The organism is Streptomyces sp. SID14478 (assembly GCF_010548525.1).
In the GTDB taxonomy this organism is placed as follows: domain Bacteria; phylum Actinomycetota; class Actinomycetes; order Streptomycetales; family Streptomycetaceae; genus Streptomyces.
Window position 1 is genome coordinate 1 of the sequence record NZ_JAAGMG010000145.1, and the last position, 17,770, is coordinate 17,770.

Genomic DNA, 17,770 nt, shown 5'->3' on the forward strand with positions numbered 1-17,770 from the left:
GCCGCGCACCCGCTCCACGACCTGGCGCAGGTGCTCGGGCGTCGTGCCGCAGCAGCCGCCGACCAGCGACAGCCCGTACTCGCGCACGAACGTCTCCTGCGCATCCGCCAGCTCCTCAGCCGACAGCGGATAGTGCGCACCGTCCTTCGTCAGCACCGGCAGACCCGCGTTCGGCATCGCCGAGACCGGGATCCGCGAGTGCCGCGACAGATAGCGCAGATGCTCGCTCATCTCCGCCGGGCCCGTCGCACAGTTCAGACCGATCATGTCGATGCCCAACGGCTCCAGCGCGGTCAGCGCCGCACCGATCTCCGAACCGAGCAGCATCGTGCCCGTCGTCTCGACGGTGACCGAGCAGATCAGCGGCAGGTTCGTACCCGTCGCGTCCAGCGCACGCCGGGCCCCGATGACCGACGCCTTCGTCTGCAGCAGGTCCTGCGTCGTCTCCACCAGCAGCGCGTCCGCACCACCGGCGATCAAGCCCTCCGCGTTGCGCTGATAGGCATCACGCAAAGTCGTGTACGGCGCATGCCCCAGGGTCGGCAGCTTGGTGCCCGGACCCATCGAGCCCAGCACCCAGCGCTGCTGCCCCGTGGACGCGGTGAACTCATCGGCGACCTCACGGGCCACCCGAGCACCCGACTCCGACAGCTCGAAGACACGCTCGGCGATGTCGTACTCACCCAGCGCCGCATGATTCGCGCCGAACGTGTTCGTCTCCACACAGTCGACCCCCACCGCGAAGTACGCCTCGTGGACGGACCGCACGATGTCGGGACGGGTGAGGTTGAGGATCTCGTTGCAACCCTCAAGATTCTGGAAGTCCTCAAGGGTGGGATCCTGCGCCTGCAGCATGGTGCCCATCGCGCCGTCGGCCACCACGACACGGGTGGCGAGGGCTTCGCGGAGGGCGTCCACACGGGCGCGGGAATCGGTTGCGGGCGTTGGCAACGAGGCCATGAAAGTGCTCCCTGAGGTGCGACGGCTGTCGGCTTTGCGGCTCCACTGCTGGAGGCGCACCCGGTCAGGGTAGCGGGGACCAAGGTCCCCCCGTGAAGACGTCCACGGGCCGGAACACCGCGCCGGACAGGAAACGGGTTGAATTATTGGCGCACGTCGCGTTAGCGAGAGGTCGGCAACGACCGATACTGTTCAGCATTGTCGAACATGGCAGGGCGGCGGCGTCAGCAGCATCACCGGAGGGCGCCGGCCCGTCATGAGAGGAACCGAGGGAGGAAGGGACTGCGATGGCACGCAACATCCAGTCGCTCGAACGGGCCGCGGCGATGCTCCGGCTCCTCGCGGGCGGTGAGCGGCGGCTCGGCCTCTCGGACATCGCCTCCGCCGTCGGCCTCGCCAAGGGCACGGCCCACGGCATCCTGCGCACGCTCCAGGCGGAGGGCTTCGTCGAGCAGGACCCGGCGTCGGGGCGCTACCAGTTGGGCGCGGAGCTGCTGCGCCTGGGCAACAGCTATCTGGACGTGCACGAGCTGCGGGCCCGCGCCCTCGTGTGGACGGACGACCTGGCCCGCTCCAGCGGGGAGGCCGTCTATCTCGGCGTGCTGCACCAGCAGGGCGTCCTGATCGTGCACCACGTCTTCCGGCCCGACGACAGCCGGCAGGTCCTGGAGGTGGGCGCGATGCAGCCGCTGCACTCCACGGCCCTCGGCAAGGTCCTGACCGCCTACGACCCGGTGGCGCACAGCGAGGTCATGGAGGCCGAGCGCAGGGAGTTCACGGCGCGGACGGTGTGCGATCTGGCGGCCTTCGAGTCGGTGCTCGACCTGACCCGGGCGCGCGGGTACGCGGACGACGTCGAGGAGACCTGGGAGGGCGTGGCCTCCGTGGCGGCCCCGATCCACGACCGGCACCGGATGCCGGTGGGCGCCGTCGGCATCACCGGCGCCGTGGAGCGGGTGTGCAAGGACGGCGAGGACGGTCTCGCGCTGCGGCCCGAGCTCATCGCGGCCGTGCGGGACTGCGCCCGGGCGGTCTCCCGCGATCTGGGGGCCAGCCGGTTCTGACCCCGGCCGGGGCCCCGCGCGCCTCGCCTCCCGCCCCGTCGGCCCCGTCTGCGGACGGGGCTTTCGGCGTTCAAGGTGCACGGTGCACCCGTCCGCGCGACCATCGATGCACGCCATCCATCCCCGACGTCCACCGATAGCCACGACCGATCAATAACGATCGTGGTTTGGATAACAGAACCCTTGACGATCGTGTAATCCCGGAGCGAGACTCGCGTCCATCGGTCGGCATTGTCGAACACCTACCGGCAATACGCGTTAGAGTGTGACGAGGCCAGGCCGAAACCGCCCTCACTTGAGGGCGCGGACCACCGGAGAGGGACCCGGGGTTCGGTTTTCCCCTGGACGAAGGACAAAGGAGTCGCGGGTGTCCAGCTCCGACATCTTCATCGGCGAGACCATCGGTACCGCCGTGCTCATCCTGCTGGGCGGTGGCGTCTGCGCCGCCGTCACATTCAAGCGCTCGAAGGCGTACGAGGCGGGCTGGGTCGCCATCGCCTTCGGTTGGGGCTTCGCGGTCCTGACCGGCGCCTACCTCGCGGGCGGCGTCTCGGGCGCCCACCTGAACCCGGCGGTCACCATCGGCCTCGCGATCGAGGGCGGCACCAAGTGGAGCGACGTACCGCTCTACCTGGGCTCGCAGCTGCTCGGCGCGATGATCGGCGCCGTGCTGGTCTGGGCGACGTACTACGGACAGTTCCGTGCGCACCTGACCGACCCGGCGATCATCGCCGCGCAGCCGGACGACGAGGGCATGGTCGACCAGAAGTCCGCGCCCAAGGCGGGCCCCGTGCTCGGTGTCTTCTCGACGGGCCCGGAGATCCGCAACGTCGTGCAGAACATGATCACGGAGATCATCGCCACGGTCGTGCTGGTCCTCGCGATCCTCACGCAGGGCCTCAACGACGGCGGCAACGGTCTGGGCACCCTCGGCGCCCTGATCACCGCGCTCGTCGTCGTCGGCATCGGCCTCTCGCTCGGTGGCCCCACGGGCTACGCGATCAACCCGGTCCGTGACCTCGGCCCGCGCATCGTGCACGCGCTGCTGCCGCTGCCCAACAAGGGCGGCTCCGACTGGTCGTACGCCTGGATCCCGGTCGCCGGACCGCTGATCGGCGGCGCCATAGCCGGTGGCCTCTACAACATCGCGTTCAAGTAGGCCGCCCGACCCGCGAGCATCCGCCCGAGCACCGAGAACTTTCAGGAGCACCCGTGACCGACGCACACACCGCAGGCCCCTTCATCGCGGCGATCGACCAGGGCACCACGTCCAGCCGCTGCATCGTCTTCGACAAGGACGGCCGGATCGTCTCCGTCGACCAGAAGGAGCACGAGCAGATCTTCCCGAAGCCGGGCTGGGTCGAGCACGACGCGAACGAGATCTGGACCAACGTCCAGGAAGTCGTCGCCAGTGCCATCAACAAGGCCGGCATCACCCGGGACGACATCAAGGCCATCGGCATCACCAACCAGCGCGAGACCACGCTGCTCTGGGACAAGAACACCGGTGAGCCCGTCCACAACGCCATCGTCTGGCAGGACACCCGCACCGACGCCCTGTGCAAGGAGCTCGGCCGCAACGTCGGGCAGGACCGCTTCCGCCGCGAGACCGGCCTGCCGCTCGCGTCGTACTTCGCCGGCCCCAAGGCCCGCTGGCTGCTCGACAACGTCGAGGGGCTGCGCGAGCGCGCCGAGGCGGGCGACATCCTCTTCGGCACCATGGACAGCTGGGTCATCTGGAACCTGACCGGCGGCGTCAACGGCGGCAAGCACGTCACCGACGTCACCAACGCCTCGCGCACCCTGCTGATGAACCTGCACGAGATGAAGTGGGACGAGCGCATCTGCTCCTCCATCGGCGTGCCGATGAACATGCTCCCCGAGATCCGCTCCTCCGCCGAGGTCTACGGCGAGGTCACCGGCGGCTCGCTCGGCGACGTGCTCGGCGGGATCCCGGTCGCCTCGGCGCTCGGCGACCAGCAGGCGGCCCTGTTCGGCCAGACCTGTTTCGCCGAGGGCGAGGCCAAGTCCACGTACGGCACCGGCACCTTCATGCTGATGAACACCGGTGACAAGGCCATCAACTCCTACTCCGGGCTGCTGACCACGGTCGGCTACCAGATCGGCGACCAGAAGCCGGTCTACGCGCTGGAGGGTTCCATCGCCGTCACCGGTTCGCTGGTGCAGTGGATGCGCGACCAGATGGGCCTCATCAAGTCCGCCGCCGAGATCGAGACGCTCGCGTCGTCGGTCGAGGACAACGGCGGCGCGTACTTCGTGCCGGCCTTCTCCGGCCTGTTCGCCCCGTACTGGCGCCCCGACGCCCGCGGCGTGATCACCGGCCTGACCCGGTACGTCACCAAGGCGCACATCGCGCGCGCCGTCCTGGAGGCCACGGCCTGGCAGACCCGTGAGATCAGCGACGCCATGACGAAGGACTCCGGCGTCGAGCTCACGGCCCTCAAGGTCGACGGCGGCATGACCTCCAACAACCTGCTGATGCAGACCCTCTCGGACGTCCTGGACGCGCCCGTGGTGCGCCCGATGGTCGCCGAGACGACCTGCCTCGGCGCCGCCTACGCCGCCGGTCTCGCCGTCGGTTTCTGGTCCAACACCGAGGACCTGCGCGCCAACTGGCGCCGGGCCGCCGAGTGGACCCCCCGCATGGACGCGGAGATCCGCGACCGTGAGTACAAGAACTGGCTCAAGGCCGTCGAACGGTCCATGGGCTGGCTCGAAGACAGCAATGTCGAGGAGTAAGACCCCACGATGAGTATCCAGTCCACCCTGCAGACCGTGCCTGCCCTCGGAACGCACCCGGCCGGCGGCTCGAACCCGAGCCGCGCCGAGACCCGCGAGCAGCTTTCCAAGGCGACGTACGACCTCCTGGTCATCGGCGGCGGCATCCTGGGCATCTCCACTGCCTGGCACGCGGCGCAGTCCGGTCTCAGGGTGGCCCTGGTCGACGCCGGCGACTTCGCCGGCGCCACGTCCTCCGCGTCCTCGAAGCTGCTCCACGGCGGTCTGCGCTACCTGCAGACCGGCGCGGTGAAGCTGGTCGCGGAGAACCACTTCGAGCGGCGTGCGGTCTCCCGCAACGTGGCCCCGCACCTCGCGAACCCGCTCACCTTCTACCTGCCCGTCTACAAGGGCGGCCCGCACGGCGCGGCCAAGCTGGGCGCGGGCGTCTTCGCGTACAGCGCGCTGTCGGCGTTCGGCGACGGCATCGGGCACCTGCTCTCCCCCGGCAAGGCCCAGCAGGACGTGCCGGAGCTGCGCACGGAGGGCCTCAAGGCCGTGGCCGTGTACGGCGACGACCAGATGAACGACGCGCGGATGGCGCTGATGACGGTGCGCGCGGCGGTCGACGCCGGCGCGGTCGTCCTCAACCACGCCGAGGTCACCGGCCTGCGCTTCACCAAGGGGCGGGTCACGGGCGCGGAGCTCAAGGACCGTACGAGCGGCGACGAGTTCGGGGTGAGCGCGCGGCTCGTCCTGAACGCGACCGGGCCGTGGGTCGACCACCTGCGCAAGATGGAGGACGCCCAGGCGGCGCCGTCCATCCGGCTGTCGAAGGGCGCGCACCTGGTCCTGAAGCGGACGTCGCAGTGGAAGGCCGCGCTGGCCACGCCCATCGACAAGTACCGCATCACCTTCGCGCTGCCCTGGGAGGACATGCTGCTCCTCGGCACCACCGACGAGGAGTTCGAGGGCGACCCGGCGGACGTCTCCGTCACCGAGAAGGACATCGACCAGATCCTGGACGAGGCCGCCTTCTCGGTACGTGACCAGCAGCTGAAGCGGGATCTCATCACCTACTCGTTCGCGGGTCTGCGGGTGCTGCCCGGCGGCCCGGGCGACACCTCCAAGGCCAAGCGCGAGACGGTCGTCACCGAGGGCAAGGGCGGCATGCTGTCCGTCGCGGGCGGCAAGTGGACGACGTTCCGCCACATCGGCCGTACGGTGATGAAGAAGCTGGAGTCGCTGCCCGGGCACCCGCTCGGTGACGACTTCGAGCCGATCAACGAGCTGCCGAAGCGGATGCCGCTGCCCGGTGTCGCCAACCCGCGGGCCGTCGCGCACCGCCTCCTGGTCGACAACCCGGCGCCCGGTCCGCGGATGTCCGCCGACACCGCCAAGCACCTGGCGACGCACTACGGTTCGCTGGCCTTCGACATCGCGCGGCTGGCCAACGACAACCCGGCGCTCGGCGAGCGCGTGCACCCGGACGCGCCGGAGATCTGGGCGCAGGTCGCGTACGCGCGCGACCACGAGTGGGCCGAGACGGCGGACGACGTGCTGCGGCGCCGCACGACGCTGACGATCCGGGGCCTGGCCACGGACGAGGTGCGCGGCAAGGTGCAGGCCCTCCTCGACGAGAAGTAGGCCTGCGGGTAAAGGACTTGAGGGGCGGCTCCCACGGGGGGAGCCGCCCCTCTCGCACGCCCGGCGCGCTGCCACACCGCGTACATGAGGCCGCAATGTCCGGGAGCGAGAGTGGGGGCATGTCTCCGGTTCCGCTCTCCGTGCTCGATCTCGTGCCCCTGACCTCCGGCTCCGACGCGGCCACCGCCCTGCACCGGACCGTCCGACTCGCCCGCAGCGCCGAGGAGTTCGGCTACCGGCGCTACTGGCTGGCCGAGCACCACCTCAATCCCGGGGTCGCCGGGTCCTCGCCTGCCCTGGTGATCCAGGCGGTCGCGCAGGCGACGTCGCGGATCCGGGTGGGATCGGGCGCGGTGCTGCTCGGGCACCGCACCCCGCTGTCGGTGGTGGAGGAGTTCGGGATCCTCGACGCCTTCTTCCCCGGGCGGATCGATCTCGGGCTCGGGCGCTCGGGCCGGCCGCGGGTCGGCGCGCCGCCGGGAGGCCCGGTGCAGGCGGCGCCGGAGCCGGGCGAGGGCACCTTCACGGACGAAGGGCTCTACGTCCCGCCACGGTTCACCGGACTCGCCAAGTTGCTCCACTCCCCCCGCTTCCAACGGCAGTTGGAGCTGTTGCAGCAGCCCGGCGCGCGGACCCCGCCGTACGCGGACCAGCTCGCGGAGCTGCTCGACCTGCTCGCCGGTACGTCGCCGGGGGCGCGGGCCGTGCCGGGCACGGACGCCGACGTCGAGGTGTGGGTGCTGGGCAGCAGCGGGGGCGAGAGCGCGGAGCTCGCCGGGGCGCGGGGGCTGCCGTTCGCGGCGAACTACCACGTCAGCCCGGGGACGGTACTGGATGCGGTGGAGGCCTACCGCGCGGCGTTCAAGCCGTCGCGGGGGCGGGACGAGCCGTACGTCGTGGTGTCGGCGGACGTGGTCGTGGGTGAGGACGACGCGGCCGCGCGGGAGCTGGCCGCCGGGTACGCGCCGTGGGTGCGGTCCATCCGCGGCGGCGAGGGCGCGATCCCCTACCCGACGCCGGAGGAGGCGCGGCGCCATCCCTGGACGGACGAGGACCGGGAGTTGGTGCGCGACCGGGTCGACACCCAGTTCGTGGGTGCGCCCGCGACCGTGGCGGAACAGCTCACGGTCCTGCAACGGGCCACCGGGGCCGACGAGTTGCTGGTGACGACGATCACGCACGACCACGGCGACCGGGTGCGGTCGTACGAACTGCTGGCACGGGAGTGGGGACTGATATGACCGACGGGAGCAGGCCGTTCGTTCTCGGGATCGCGCTGACGAGCGATCCGGTGCACGCACCGGACGACTTCGTGCGCCTGGTCCGCCGTGCCGAGGCGGCCCGGGTCGCCTTCGTCACGGTCGAGGACGGTCCGGGGCGGCTCGACTCGACGCTGCTGCTGGCGCTCGCCGCGCGGGAGACGGAGCGCATCGGACTGGTGCCGCTGGGCCCGGTGCTCGGTCAGCCCGCCGGCTACGCGGCACGGTTCGCGACGCTCGATCTGCTCAGCGACGGCCGCGCCGGGGTGCGGCCGCGGATCGCGGCGGACGACGTGGAGCACGAGCGCATCCTGCGGCTCATCGGCACCGCGGAGGGTGACGTACTGGTCGCCGAACTCTTTGGCCGGGCCGGTGAGTTCATCGGGCGGGTGGCCCAGGAGTGGGACAAGGAACGGATCGCCCCGCAGGGCCGGCCGCCGCTGCTCTCGCTCGCGCACGACACCGTGCCGTACCGGTTCGCGGCGCGCCACGCGGACGCGGTGCTGATCACTCCGTTCGACGTGGCGGGGCTGCGCCGGATCCGGGCCGAGGTGGACGCGCTCGCCGCGGAGGAGGGCAGGTCGCTCAAGGTCTTCGCCGAGCTGAACGTCGCGCTGTCCTCCACACAGGCCCTGGCGACCGAACGCCGAGTGGAGCTGGGCGAGTTCACGTCCGACGCGGCGCTGTTCACCGGTACGCCGGAGGCACTCGCCGACCACCTGGAGGAGTGGCACCGCGACGGCGGGGCCGACGGCTTCCGCATCCGGCCTCTGTCCGTGCCGGACGACGTGTACGCCCTCGTGGACCGCACCGTGCCCGAGCTGGTCCGGCGCGGGCTGCTCCCGGAGTCGTACGGGAGCCGCACGCTGCGCGGCCATCTCGGTCTCGCGCAGGCGCAGTGAACGAACGGGCACAGTGAACGAAGGGGCGTCATGAAGTTCCAGGTCCTGTCCATCATCGGCCACGCGCCGCACCCCCTGACGGGTGAACTTCCCTCTGCTGCGGACCGGTTGGCGCAGGTCGTCGACGTCGGTGCGGCGGCGGAGCGGTTCGGCTACGACGCGTACGCGGTGGGCGAGCGGCACGCGGGCGCGTTCCTGTCGTCGAGCCCGACCGTGGTGCTCGGCGCGCTGGCGGCGCGCACGTCACGCATCAAGCTGCTCACCGGGGTCACGGTCGTCGCGATCCTCGATCCGGTGCGGGTCGCCGAGGACTACGCGACCCTCGACCAACTCTCCCGCGGCCGTGTCGAGTTGGTGATCGGCAAGGGCGCGGAGGCGGGTCACTTCGACCTGTTCGGGCTGGACGAGGCGCGGCAGTGGGACCTCCAGAAGGAGAAGTACGAGCTGCTGCGCCGGCTGTGGACCGAGGAGGGCGTCGACTGGGAGGGCGAGTTCCGGCCCGCCCTGAAGGGCGTGACGACGGTGCCGCGCCCCTATGCGGGGCTCCCCCGCATCTGGCACGGCTCGGCGACCTCGCTCAACTCCCCCGAGCTGGCGGCGAAGCACGGCGATCCCCTCTTCACGGCGAACGCCGTCCAGCCGCGGGCCGCGTACGCCGAGCTCATCGACCACTATCGGGAGCGGTTCGCGGCGTACGGTCACGATCCGGCGCGGGCGCACGTGGCGGCGGGTTCGGGCGGGCTGTTGATCGCCGATACGCACGAGCAGGCGGTGGCCCGCCACAAGGAGCTGTACGAGGCAAAGGTCGCCCAGTCCTTCAAGCCGCACCTGGCGGGGAAGGCGGGATACAACACGCCGTTCCGCACGATCGAGGACGCCATCGCGGACGGGCCGCAGCTGATCGGTTCGCCGCAGCAGATCATCGACAAGATCCTCGGGTACCACGAGGTGTACCGGCACGATCTGCAGTCGGTCACCGTGGACACGTTCGGGCAGGGCACGGCCGAGCAGCTCGAGACGTTGCAGCGGTTCGCCGAGGAGATCGCGCCCGTCGTGCGCAAGGAGGCGCCCAGCTCCCTGTGGGAGTGAGCGCCCCGTGCGCACCGCCGGGCCGTCAGGGCGAGACCTCCTCCAGGCGCCGCCCGGCCGTCTCCTCCGCCCCGAGGCCGGCGACGACGGCGCCCGCGAGGGCGACCGCACCGAGCACGAGGAAGACGGTGCCGATGCGGCCGCCGGCGTAGACCGCGCCGACGACGATGGGGCCGAGGATGACGCCGAGCCGGTTGAGGGCGCCGCCGACGCTGCTGCCGAGGGCGCGCATCCGGGTGGGGAAGAGCTCCGGCGTGTACAGGTACAGGCAGATGTTGGAGCCGAAGAAGAACACGGCGGCCAGTGACGTCCAGATCAGGACCTGTGCGGGGGTGTGCGCGCCGAGCCGGGCCAGCAGCAGGAGCACGGCCGCGGCGCCGCCGAGGCAGCAGGTGATGACCTTGCGCCGGCCGGCCCGGTCGACGGTGAGCGCGGCGAGCAGACAGCCGAGCAGTCCCGCGCAGGACGTGACGGTGGAGTAGAGCAGGGCGTCGGACAGGGAGAGGTCGTAGCGGTTCTGGTAGATCGTCGGGAGCCAGGACGTGATGCCGTAGTTGACGAAGTAGCCGGTGAACCAGAGGGCGCCGATGACGAGGGTGCGGCGGCGGTAGCGCCCGGTGAACAGCCCGCGCAGGCCCGAGGCGCCCGTGCCGGGCGGGGCGACGGGCAGCGCCTCGCCGACCGGCGGCAGCGGCTTGCCGGTGATGCGCTCCACCTCGTTCTCGATCCGGGCCATGGTCGCGGCGGCGTCCTCGGTCCGCCCGTGGTCGGCGAGCCAGCGCGGTGACTCGGGGACCTTCTTCTGCACGAGGACGCAGAGCAGCCCGGGCACGGCGGCGATCACGTACATCCAGCGCCAGCCGAGCAGCGGCACGACCCAGGCGGCGACGAGCGCGCCGACGGTGAGTCCGGCCGGGAAGACGAGTTCGTAGAGGAGTACGAAGCGTCCGCGCCGGTGGCTGCGGGTGATCTCGGCGATGAAGGTGGCGGCGACGGGGACCTCACCGCCGATCGCGAGGCCCTGCAGGACGCGCAGCCCCATGAAGGCGTCGGCGGACGGGGCCACGGCGAGGGCGAGGTTGGCGACGCTGGAGACCGCCACGCACAGGGCGATGACCTTGACCCGCCCGATGCGGTCGGCGAGCCGGCCCGACAGGAGCGCGCCGATCAGCATGCCGACGGAGCCGACGGTGAGCAGCAGGGTGGCGGCGGAGGTGGACAGCTGCCACTCGGCGCGCAGCTCGGGCATCGCGTAGGCGATCAGGAGCTGGTCGAACGCCTCGAAGAAGGTGACGGCGCCGACGATGAGCCGGACGGTGACGTGCCAGCGGCACAGCGGGAGCCGTTCGAAACGGGCGGCGATGGAGGCACGCGCGGCCGGCCCGGCGCGGCCGGGCGACGTGCCTGGGGCATTGAGCGTCATACGGGGACTCCGCGGCGGTGAGGGGAGGGCGGGAGTAGACAGGTAAGCGCAAAGTTTCTTAGGGCTTAACTTGTATCTCCCGCGCGACGGAGGCGCGTCAAGAGGCTCCGCAGGGAAATCACCAACCGACTTCAACTTGTGAGGTCTTGCGCTGGAGATATTTAAGCCCTTAGATTTCTAGCGCTGAGACGAGATCCCGCTGTGCAAGGAGACCCGCATGTCCCGAACTCCCCCGGACGAAGCGCTGATTGCGGGCGAGTGGCGGCGCGGCGCGGGCGCCCCGAACGTGACGGTCGACCCGGCCACCGGTGCGCCACTCGCCACCGTGCACGCGGTGAGCGTCGAGGAGGTCGCCGAGGCGGCCCGGGCGGCCGCCTCGGCCGCGGCGGACCCGCGTTGGCGCGCCCTCCTGCCCCATCAGCGGGCCCGGCTGCTCGTGCGGATCGCCGAGTTGATCGACGCGGAGGCCGAGCAGCTCGCCGCCCTGCAGACCGCCGACACCGGCAAGGCCCTCACCGAGACCCGGGCCCTGGTCGCGAGCGCGGCCGGCACCTTCCGGTACACGGCCGCCGCCCTGGAGACAGCCGAGGAGGCGCTCACCCCGGCGCGCGGCGCGTACGTGACGATGAGCGTGTACGAGCCGATCGGCGTCGTCGGTGCGATCAACCCGTGGAACTCGCCGATCGCCAGCGACGCGCAGAAGCTCGCCCCGGCGCTCGCCGGCGGCAACGCGGTCCTGCTCAAGCCCGCCGAGTGGACGCCCCTGGTGTCGCTCGCGCTCGGCCGGCTCGTGACCCGCGCTCTCGACGAACTCGCCCTCCCCCGGGCCCTGTTGGCCGTACTGCCCGGCCCGGGACGGATCGTCGGGGACGCGCTCGTGCGCGACTCGCGCGTCGGCAAGGTGACCTTCACCGGTGGCACGTCGACCGGGCGCACCCTCGCGCACGCGGCCGCCGAGAAGCTGATGCCCCTCTCGCTGGAGCTCGGCGGCAAGTCGCCGACGATCGTGCGGGCGGACGCCGACGTCGAACAGGCTCTCGCCGGGGTCATGTTCGGGGTGTTCTCGTCCAGCGGACAGTCGTGCATCGCGGGTTCGCGGCTCTTCGTGGCCCGCGAGCTGTACGAGGACTTCGTCGGTGAACTCGTGCGACGGACACAGAAGTTGCGGGTCGGTCCGGGCACGGACCCGGCGACCCAGGTGGCACCGCTCGTGCACCACAGACACCGGGACGCGGTCGCCGGGTACGTGGATCTCGCGCGGTCCGAAGGGGCACGGGTGCTGTGCGGCGGGGCCGTGCCCGACGGCCCGCAGTACGCCGACGGCGCCTACTACCTGCCGACCGTGCTCGACGGCCTCGCGAACACCGCCCGCACGTGCCAGGAGGAGATCTTCGGCCCGGTCCTGGTGGCGCTGCCCTTCGACGACGAGGACGACCTGGTCGCACAGGCCAACGACTCGGTCTACGGCCTGGCCTGCGGGATCTGGACCCGCGACCACCGGGCCGCCTGGCGCCTGGCCCGCCGGATCGACGCGGGCACCGTGTGGATCAACACGTACAAGCAGTTCAGCATCTCCACCCCGTTCGGCGGCATGAAGGACAGCGGCCTGGGCCGCGAGAAGGGCCGCGACGGCATCCGCGCCCACCAGCGGCAGAAGGCCCTGTACTGGGGCACCGCCGAGTCGCCCCTGCCCTGGGCCACCTGACCACACCCCCGGAGTACTTGATGTCCCATCCCCCGATCGCCCGGCTGCGCGCCCTGCGCTCCGTCGAACTGCTCACCCCCTCCTTCGCCGAGGCCACCGACTTCTACGAGGACGCGTGGGGCCTGGAGGTCGTCGAGACCGAGCACAGCGCGAGCTGGCTGCGCGGCACCGGCGAGGAGCACCACGCCCTGCAACTGACCCGCTCGGACCGCACCGGCCTCGGCCGGCTCGTGTTCGCCGTCGCCACCCCCGCCGAGGTCGACGAGGCGGCGCGCAGACTGGAGGCCCGCGGCATCCCGCCCGTCGCCGGGCCGGGCCCGCTCGACCAGGTCGGCGGCGGGTACGGGCTCAGGTTCCACGACCACGAGGGCCGGCTCGTCGAACTGTCCGCGCAGACCTGGGCAGTGGCCCCGCGCGGGCGCGAGGCGGGCGTCCCCGTCGGCGTCACGCACACCGTCCTCAACACCCCCGACATCGACGCCGCCGTCGCCTTCTACTGCGATGTCCTCGGCCTGCGCGTCTCCGACTGGTCCGAGCACCAGATGGCGTTCCTGCGCTGCAACGCCGACCACCACTGCATCGCGTTCAACCAGGCCGAGTGGGTCTCCCTCAACCACGTGGCGTACGAGATGAGTTCGGTCGACCACTTCATGCGGGGACTGGGACGGCTGCGGCACCACGGCATCGTCCCCAAGTGGGGCCCTGGGCGGCACGGCCCCGGCAACAACACGTTCTCCTACTTCACCGACCCGACCGGACTCGTCTGCGAGTACACCTCCGAGGTCGCCCAGGTCGTCGAGGACCGGTGGATCGCCAAGGTGTGGCGGCGGGTGCCGGAACTGTCCGACCTGTGGGGCACGGCCGGCCCGCCCTCGCAGGAGATCCGCTGTCACATGGCCGGCCGGCCGGAAGGGGTCAGCGCATGACCACCCGCACGCTCAAGGTCGGGCTCGTCGGCTGGGGCGCCATCGGGCGCGTCGTCGGCACGGCCCTGGACCGACACGACATCCCGGGCGCCGAGTTGACGTGCGTCGTCGACAACCGGCCGCTCGGCGAAGCGGCGCCCGCGCCGCAACACACCTTCGAGGAGGCCCTGGAGCGCTGCGACCTGATCGTGGAGGCGGCCGGTCAGGGCGTCGTACGGGAGTGGGGCGAGCGCGTCCTGACCTGCGGCACCGACCTCCTCGTGGCCTCGACCGGGGCCCTCACCGACGACGACCTCGCCAAGCGGCTGCTCGCCGCCGGGCCCGGCCGGGTCTACTTCACCGGTGGCGCCGTCGGCGGCCTCGACCTGCTCCAGGCCGTGCGCGCCCTGGGCCCGCTGGACACCGTGCACCTGACGACGACGAAACTGCCGTCCACCCTCGAACAGCCGTGGATGGACTTGGAGTTGCTGGCGCGCCTGCGCTCGGCGACCGGGCCCGTCGAGGTCATGGCCGGGACCGCGCGCGACGTCCCGGTGAAGTTCCCCAAGTCGACGAACGTCGCGGCCTCGGTGGCCCTCGCCGTCGGCGACCCGGACGCTGTGCGGGTCCGCGTCGTCGCCGATCCCGCCGCCGAGCTGACCCGGCACGTCGTCGAGGCGTCCGGGGCGCACGGCGCGTACCGCTTCGAAGTGGCGCACCGCCCCGATCCGGGCAATCCGGCGACCAGCCAGGTCGTGCCGTACGCGGTGCTGCGCTCGCTGGCGGCGCTCGCCGGGCGGACGGGGCAGATCCTGTGACGGCCGCCTCGGTCCATGTCGAGGAGGCGGGCTCGCACGGTCCCCTGCTGCTGTGTCTGCACGGCATCGGGTCGTCGTCGGCCGCGTTCGCGCCGCAGCTGTCAGGGCTGTCGTCGCACGCGCGAGTCGTGGCGTGGGACGCACCGGGGTACGCCAGGTCCCCTGACCCCGAGGGCCCGTTGGACCTGGACGGGTTCGCGGACGCGGCGGCCGACGTGATCCGCTCGTACGGGTCGTCGGCGCACGTCCTCGGGGTGTCCTGGGGCGGCGTGATCGCGGTGCGGCTCGCCACCCGGCACCCGGACCTCGTCGCGTCCCTCGTCGTCGCCGACTCCAGTCCCGGCTCCGGCACGGACGGGTCGAAGGCCGCCGGGATGCGGGCGCGCGCCGAGGAACTGGCCGCGCTCGGGCCCCGCACGTTCGCCGAGCGGCGCGGGCCCCGGCTGGTGTCCGACCGGGCACCCGCGGCGCTCGTCGAGCGGGTCGTCGACGCCATGGCGGACGCGGTCCGGCTCCCCGGCTACGGATACGCGGCCGAGGCGATGGCCGGCGCCGACCTGCGATCCGAACTGTCCGCCGTCACCGCACCCGCGCTCGTCGTGTGCGGCGAGCGCGACACGGTCACCGGCGTCGAGGCCTCCCAGGTCCTCGCCGGGGGCCTGCACAGATCCGCCTACGTGATCGTCAAGGACGCCGGTCACCTGGCCAACCAGGAACAGTCCGAGCGGTTCAACGCCTGGGTCCTGTCCCACCTGCACATCGTCACCAACTCCCGTACCCACTCCCGTCCACAGAAGGGCTGATCACCATGCCTCTGACCACCACCGCCTACGACAACGGCGACGACCTCGGCGCGTACACCGACTCCCTGATCGCCTCGAAGGACTCCCGGGTCGCCGACTTCGACACCCTCTCCTTCCAGGAGAAGGCGGGCCCGCAGTACCGCCGCGGCCAGATCCGCTACGTCGGCTCCGGCGCCACCGGCAACCACGAGGGCGACCAGCGCATCCTCCCGTCCGGCGGCTTCACCTTCTCCAACATGCTGCTGCCGCCCGGCGCCGAGGGCCCGGCCCACACCCACCACGACGTGGAGGAGGCGTTCTTCGTCCTGGAGGGCGAGGTCCGGGTGGGCGTCCACCGCGGCCCGGACGAGGTCGAGTACCGCACCCTCGGCTACCGCGACATGATCGTGGTGCCCGCCGGGGTGACCCGCTCGCTGAAGAACGAGGGCGACACCGACGCGCTGTTCTGCGTCGTCATCGGCACGCAGAAGCCGCAGGTCCCCTCGTACCCCGCGTACTCGCCGATGCACGGCGTCACCCGTGACTGACGCTCCTGTGGTCGTCGTGACCGGGGCGGGCCGCGGCCTGGGACTGGCCATGGCCCGCCGGGCAGGCGCCGACGGCTTCCGGGTCGTCGTCGCCGAGGTCGACGCCGAGCGGGGCGCCGCAGCGGCGAAGGCGCTGCGGACCGAGGGCAGCGACGCGCATTTCGTGCGGTGCGACGTCGCCGACCCGGCGTCGGTCGAGGAACTCGCCGCATTTGTCGGGGGCTTGGGGCCGCTGTACGGGCTCGTCAACAACGCGGCGCTCGCCAACGGGGTCGGCGGCAAGGAGTTCCAGGACATCGACGTCGAGGCCTGGGACCGGCTGATGGCGGTGAACGCGCGCGGGCCGTGGCTCGTGGCCAAGGCGCTGTACCCGCTGTTCGGCCCCGTGGGCCGCATCGTCAACATCGCCTCGGACGCCGCCCTGTACGGCTCGCCCCGGCTCGCGCACTACATCGCGTCCAAGGGCGCGGTGATCGCGCTGACCCGGGCGATGGCGCGGGAAGCGGGCGGGCGCGGCATCACCGTGAACGCCCTCGCCCCGGGCCTCACCGAGTGCGAGGCGACCGAGACGGTGCCCGCGGAGCGGCACGGGCTGTACGCCGCGCACCGGGCGGTCCCGCGGGCCCAGCAGCCCGACGACCTGGTCGGTCTCGCCTCCTTCCTCCTGTGCGAGGAGTCCCGCTACCTGACCGGACAGGTGATCGCCGTCAACGGCGGCTTCACCATGAACTGACCCTTCACACCTAGGAGTTCGCAGCAATGGATCTGGGCCTCGCCGACCGGACCTATGTGGTCACCGGAGGCAGCTCGGGCGTCGGCCTGGCCACGGTCCGCGCCCTGCTCGACGAGGGTGCGCGCGTCGCCACGTGCGGCCGCGACGCCGGTCGCCTGACGCGGATCGGTGCACACGAGCGGCTGTTCACGGGCGTGTGCGACGTCCGCGACGCCGACGCCGTACGGGACTTCGTGGCCGCGTCCGCCGACGCCCTCGGCGGACGGATCGACGGACTGGTCAACAACGCCGGGCAGTCCCGCATGAAGCGCCTCGACGAGACGACGGCGGACGACTGGCGCGACGAACTGGACCTGAAGTTCGCGGGCGTGCTCCACCCGCTGCACGCGGCGCGCCCCTACCTGCGCGCCGCGGACGCGGCCGCGATCGTCAACGTCAACGCCGTCCTCGCCAAGCAGCCCGAGCCCCGCCTCATCACGACGAGCGCGGCCCGCGCCGGCATCCTCAACCTCTCCAAGTCCCTGGCCGTGGAGCTCGCCGCCGACGGCATCCGGGTCAACTCCGTCTGTCTCGGCCTCATCGACACCGGGCAGTGGACCCGCCGGCACGCCGCCTCCGGGTCGGACCGGTCCTACGAGGAGTGGCAGGCGGAGCTGGCCGCGGACCGGGGCGTCGCCCTGGGCCGGCTCGGCCGGGCCGAGGAGGTCGCGTACGCGATCCTCGCGCTGCTCGCGCCCCGCGCCTCGTACATCACCGGAACCAGCATCGACGTCTGCGGCGGAGTCGGCCGCGGCATCCTCTGAGGAGCGCGCATGCAACAGCCCGTGCAGTACGCCGACGGGGGCGACCTCCTCGTCGCCGTCCTGAAGGAACTCGGCATCGACACGGTCTTCGGGATCGTCTCCGTGCACAACCTGCCCCTGGTCGAGGCCGTCGACCGGGAACTGCGCTTCGTCCCCGTGCGGCACGAGGCGACCGCGGTCAACGCCGCCGACGCCCACGGCCGGGCCCGCGGGTCCCTCGGCTGCGCCCTCACCTCGACCGGCACCGGTGCGGGCAACGCGGCGGGCTCGCTCGTCGAGGCGCTCGCCTCGGGGACGTCGGTGCTGCACGTCACCGGGCAGGTGGAGGCGCGGTTCCTGGGCAGCGGCCGGGGCTTCATCCACGAGACCAAGGACCAGCTCGGCATGCTGGAC

17 protein-coding genes are annotated in these 17,770 nt (G+C 71.8%); 15 read left to right on the plus strand and 2 right to left on the minus strand.

All coding sequences use genetic code 11. The features are described 5' to 3' along the window. Positions 1-960 (minus strand): homocysteine S-methyltransferase family protein (locus G3I40_RS05870; RefSeq protein WP_203643525.1); only part of this gene is annotated, 960 nt, incomplete at its 3' end. Between the two features lie 287 nt (positions 961-1,247). Here G3I40_RS05870 and G3I40_RS05875 point away from each other — a divergent pair. The 7 genes from G3I40_RS05875 (at position 1,248) to G3I40_RS05905 (ending at position 9,660) form a co-directional block, all read left to right on the plus strand. Then, a complete protein-coding gene (locus tag G3I40_RS05875; RefSeq protein WP_164301092.1) occupies positions 1,248-2,024 on the plus strand; it encodes an IclR family transcriptional regulator in 777 nt (258 codons plus the stop codon). 367 nt (positions 2,025-2,391) lie between these two features. Next, positions 2,392-3,183 (plus strand): MIP/aquaporin family protein, encoded by a 792-nt coding sequence (locus G3I40_RS05880; protein ID WP_164301093.1) that lies wholly within the window; start codon positions 2,392-2,394, stop codon positions 3,181-3,183. A gap of 53 nt (positions 3,184-3,236) precedes the next feature. Continuing rightward, entirely contained in the window at positions 3,237-4,784 is a 1,548-nt protein-coding gene (gene glpK, locus G3I40_RS05885) for a glycerol kinase GlpK (protein WP_164301094.1), read from the plus strand. 9 nt (positions 4,785-4,793) lie between these two features. Further along, entirely contained in the window at positions 4,794-6,410 is a 1,617-nt protein-coding gene (locus G3I40_RS05890) for a glycerol-3-phosphate dehydrogenase/oxidase (RefSeq protein ID WP_164301095.1), read from the plus strand. 119 nt (positions 6,411-6,529) lie between these two features. Continuing rightward, on the plus strand, positions 6,530-7,651 hold the full coding sequence (locus G3I40_RS05895) for an LLM class flavin-dependent oxidoreductase (RefSeq protein WP_164301096.1): 1,122 nt from the start codon (positions 6,530-6,532) through the stop codon (positions 7,649-7,651). After that, positions 7,648-8,571, plus strand: a complete 924-nt coding sequence (locus G3I40_RS05900; protein WP_164301097.1) for an LLM class flavin-dependent oxidoreductase — start codon at positions 7,648-7,650, stop codon at positions 8,569-8,571. The genes G3I40_RS05895 and G3I40_RS05900 overlap by 4 nt, the downstream gene beginning before the upstream one ends. A 30-nt stretch (positions 8,572-8,601) precedes the next feature. Next, complete coding sequence (locus G3I40_RS05905) at positions 8,602-9,660, plus strand: LLM class flavin-dependent oxidoreductase (protein WP_164301098.1); 1,059 nt, start codon at positions 8,602-8,604, stop codon at positions 9,658-9,660. Between the two features lie 25 nt (positions 9,661-9,685). Here the strand turns inward: G3I40_RS05905 and G3I40_RS05910 are convergent, their stop codons facing one another. Beyond that, positions 9,686-11,083: an MFS transporter gene (locus tag G3I40_RS05910; protein ID WP_164301099.1), complete on the minus strand. Its 1,398-nt coding sequence runs from the start codon at positions 11,081-11,083 to the stop codon at positions 9,686-9,688. Between the two features lie 217 nt (positions 11,084-11,300). On the opposite strand from G3I40_RS05910, the gene G3I40_RS05915 reads away from it, so the two are divergent. The 8 genes from G3I40_RS05915 to G3I40_RS05950 all read left to right on the plus strand — a co-directional run. Then, a complete protein-coding gene (locus G3I40_RS05915) occupies positions 11,301-12,788 on the plus strand; it encodes an aldehyde dehydrogenase family protein (RefSeq protein ID WP_164301100.1) in 1,488 nt (495 codons plus the stop codon). 20 nt (positions 12,789-12,808) lie between these two features. Then, positions 12,809-13,714: a VOC family protein gene (locus G3I40_RS05920; protein ID WP_164301101.1), complete on the plus strand. Its 906-nt coding sequence runs from the start codon at positions 12,809-12,811 to the stop codon at positions 13,712-13,714. Further along, positions 13,711-14,511 (plus strand): aspartate dehydrogenase domain-containing protein, encoded by an 801-nt coding sequence (locus G3I40_RS05925; RefSeq protein WP_164301102.1) that lies wholly within the window; start codon positions 13,711-13,713, stop codon positions 14,509-14,511. Before G3I40_RS05920 ends, G3I40_RS05925 begins: the two co-directional genes overlap by 4 nt. Continuing rightward, a complete protein-coding gene (locus tag G3I40_RS05930; RefSeq protein WP_164301103.1) occupies positions 14,508-15,314 on the plus strand; it encodes an alpha/beta hydrolase in 807 nt (268 codons plus the stop codon). Before G3I40_RS05925 ends, G3I40_RS05930 begins: the two co-directional genes overlap by 4 nt. 5 nt (positions 15,315-15,319) lie before the next feature. Beyond that, positions 15,320-15,841 (plus strand): cupin domain-containing protein, encoded by a 522-nt coding sequence (locus tag G3I40_RS05935; protein WP_164301104.1) that lies wholly within the window; start codon positions 15,320-15,322, stop codon positions 15,839-15,841. Continuing rightward, positions 15,834-16,574, plus strand: coding sequence for an SDR family oxidoreductase (locus G3I40_RS05940; protein ID WP_164301105.1), 741 nt, complete (start codon positions 15,834-15,836; stop codon positions 16,572-16,574). Before G3I40_RS05935 ends, G3I40_RS05940 begins: the two co-directional genes overlap by 8 nt. Before the next feature lie 26 nt (positions 16,575-16,600). Then, positions 16,601-17,377: an SDR family oxidoreductase gene (locus tag G3I40_RS05945; RefSeq protein ID WP_164301106.1), complete on the plus strand. Its 777-nt coding sequence runs from the start codon at positions 16,601-16,603 to the stop codon at positions 17,375-17,377. A gap of 9 nt (positions 17,378-17,386) precedes the next feature. Beyond that, on the plus strand, positions 17,387-17,770 hold a 384-nt coding region (locus G3I40_RS05950), incomplete at its 3' end, for a thiamine pyrophosphate-binding protein (RefSeq protein ID WP_275410148.1).

Excerpts from the sequence above, each read along its gene's own strand:
- G3I40_RS05920 (WP_164301101.1), top strand. The coding sequence starts at position 12,809 with ATGTCCCATCCCCCGATCGCCCGGCTGCGCGCCCTGCGCTCCGTCGAA.
- G3I40_RS05905 (WP_164301098.1), top strand. The coding sequence starts at position 8,602 with ATGAAGTTCCAGGTCCTGTCCATCATCGGCCACGCGCCGCACCCCCTG.
- G3I40_RS05890 (WP_164301095.1), top strand. The coding sequence starts at position 4,794 with ATGAGTATCCAGTCCACCCTGCAGACCGTGCCTGCCCTCGGAACGCAC.
- G3I40_RS05945 (WP_164301106.1), top strand. The coding sequence starts at position 16,601 with ATGGATCTGGGCCTCGCCGACCGGACCTATGTGGTCACCGGAGGCAGC.
- G3I40_RS05875 (WP_164301092.1), top strand. The coding sequence starts at position 1,248 with ATGGCACGCAACATCCAGTCGCTCGAACGGGCCGCGGCGATGCTCCGG.
- G3I40_RS05935 (WP_164301104.1), top strand. The coding sequence starts at position 15,320 with ATGCCTCTGACCACCACCGCCTACGACAACGGCGACGACCTCGGCGCG.
- G3I40_RS05900 (WP_164301097.1), top strand. The coding sequence starts at position 7,648 with ATGACCGACGGGAGCAGGCCGTTCGTTCTCGGGATCGCGCTGACGAGC.
- G3I40_RS05895 (WP_164301096.1), top strand. The coding sequence starts at position 6,530 with ATGTCTCCGGTTCCGCTCTCCGTGCTCGATCTCGTGCCCCTGACCTCC.
- G3I40_RS05925 (WP_164301102.1), top strand. The coding sequence starts at position 13,711 with ATGACCACCCGCACGCTCAAGGTCGGGCTCGTCGGCTGGGGCGCCATC.
- G3I40_RS05910 (WP_164301099.1), bottom strand. The coding sequence starts at position 11,083 with ATGACGCTCAATGCCCCAGGCACGTCGCCCGGCCGCGCCGGGCCGGCC.
- G3I40_RS05915 (WP_164301100.1), top strand. The coding sequence starts at position 11,301 with ATGTCCCGAACTCCCCCGGACGAAGCGCTGATTGCGGGCGAGTGGCGG.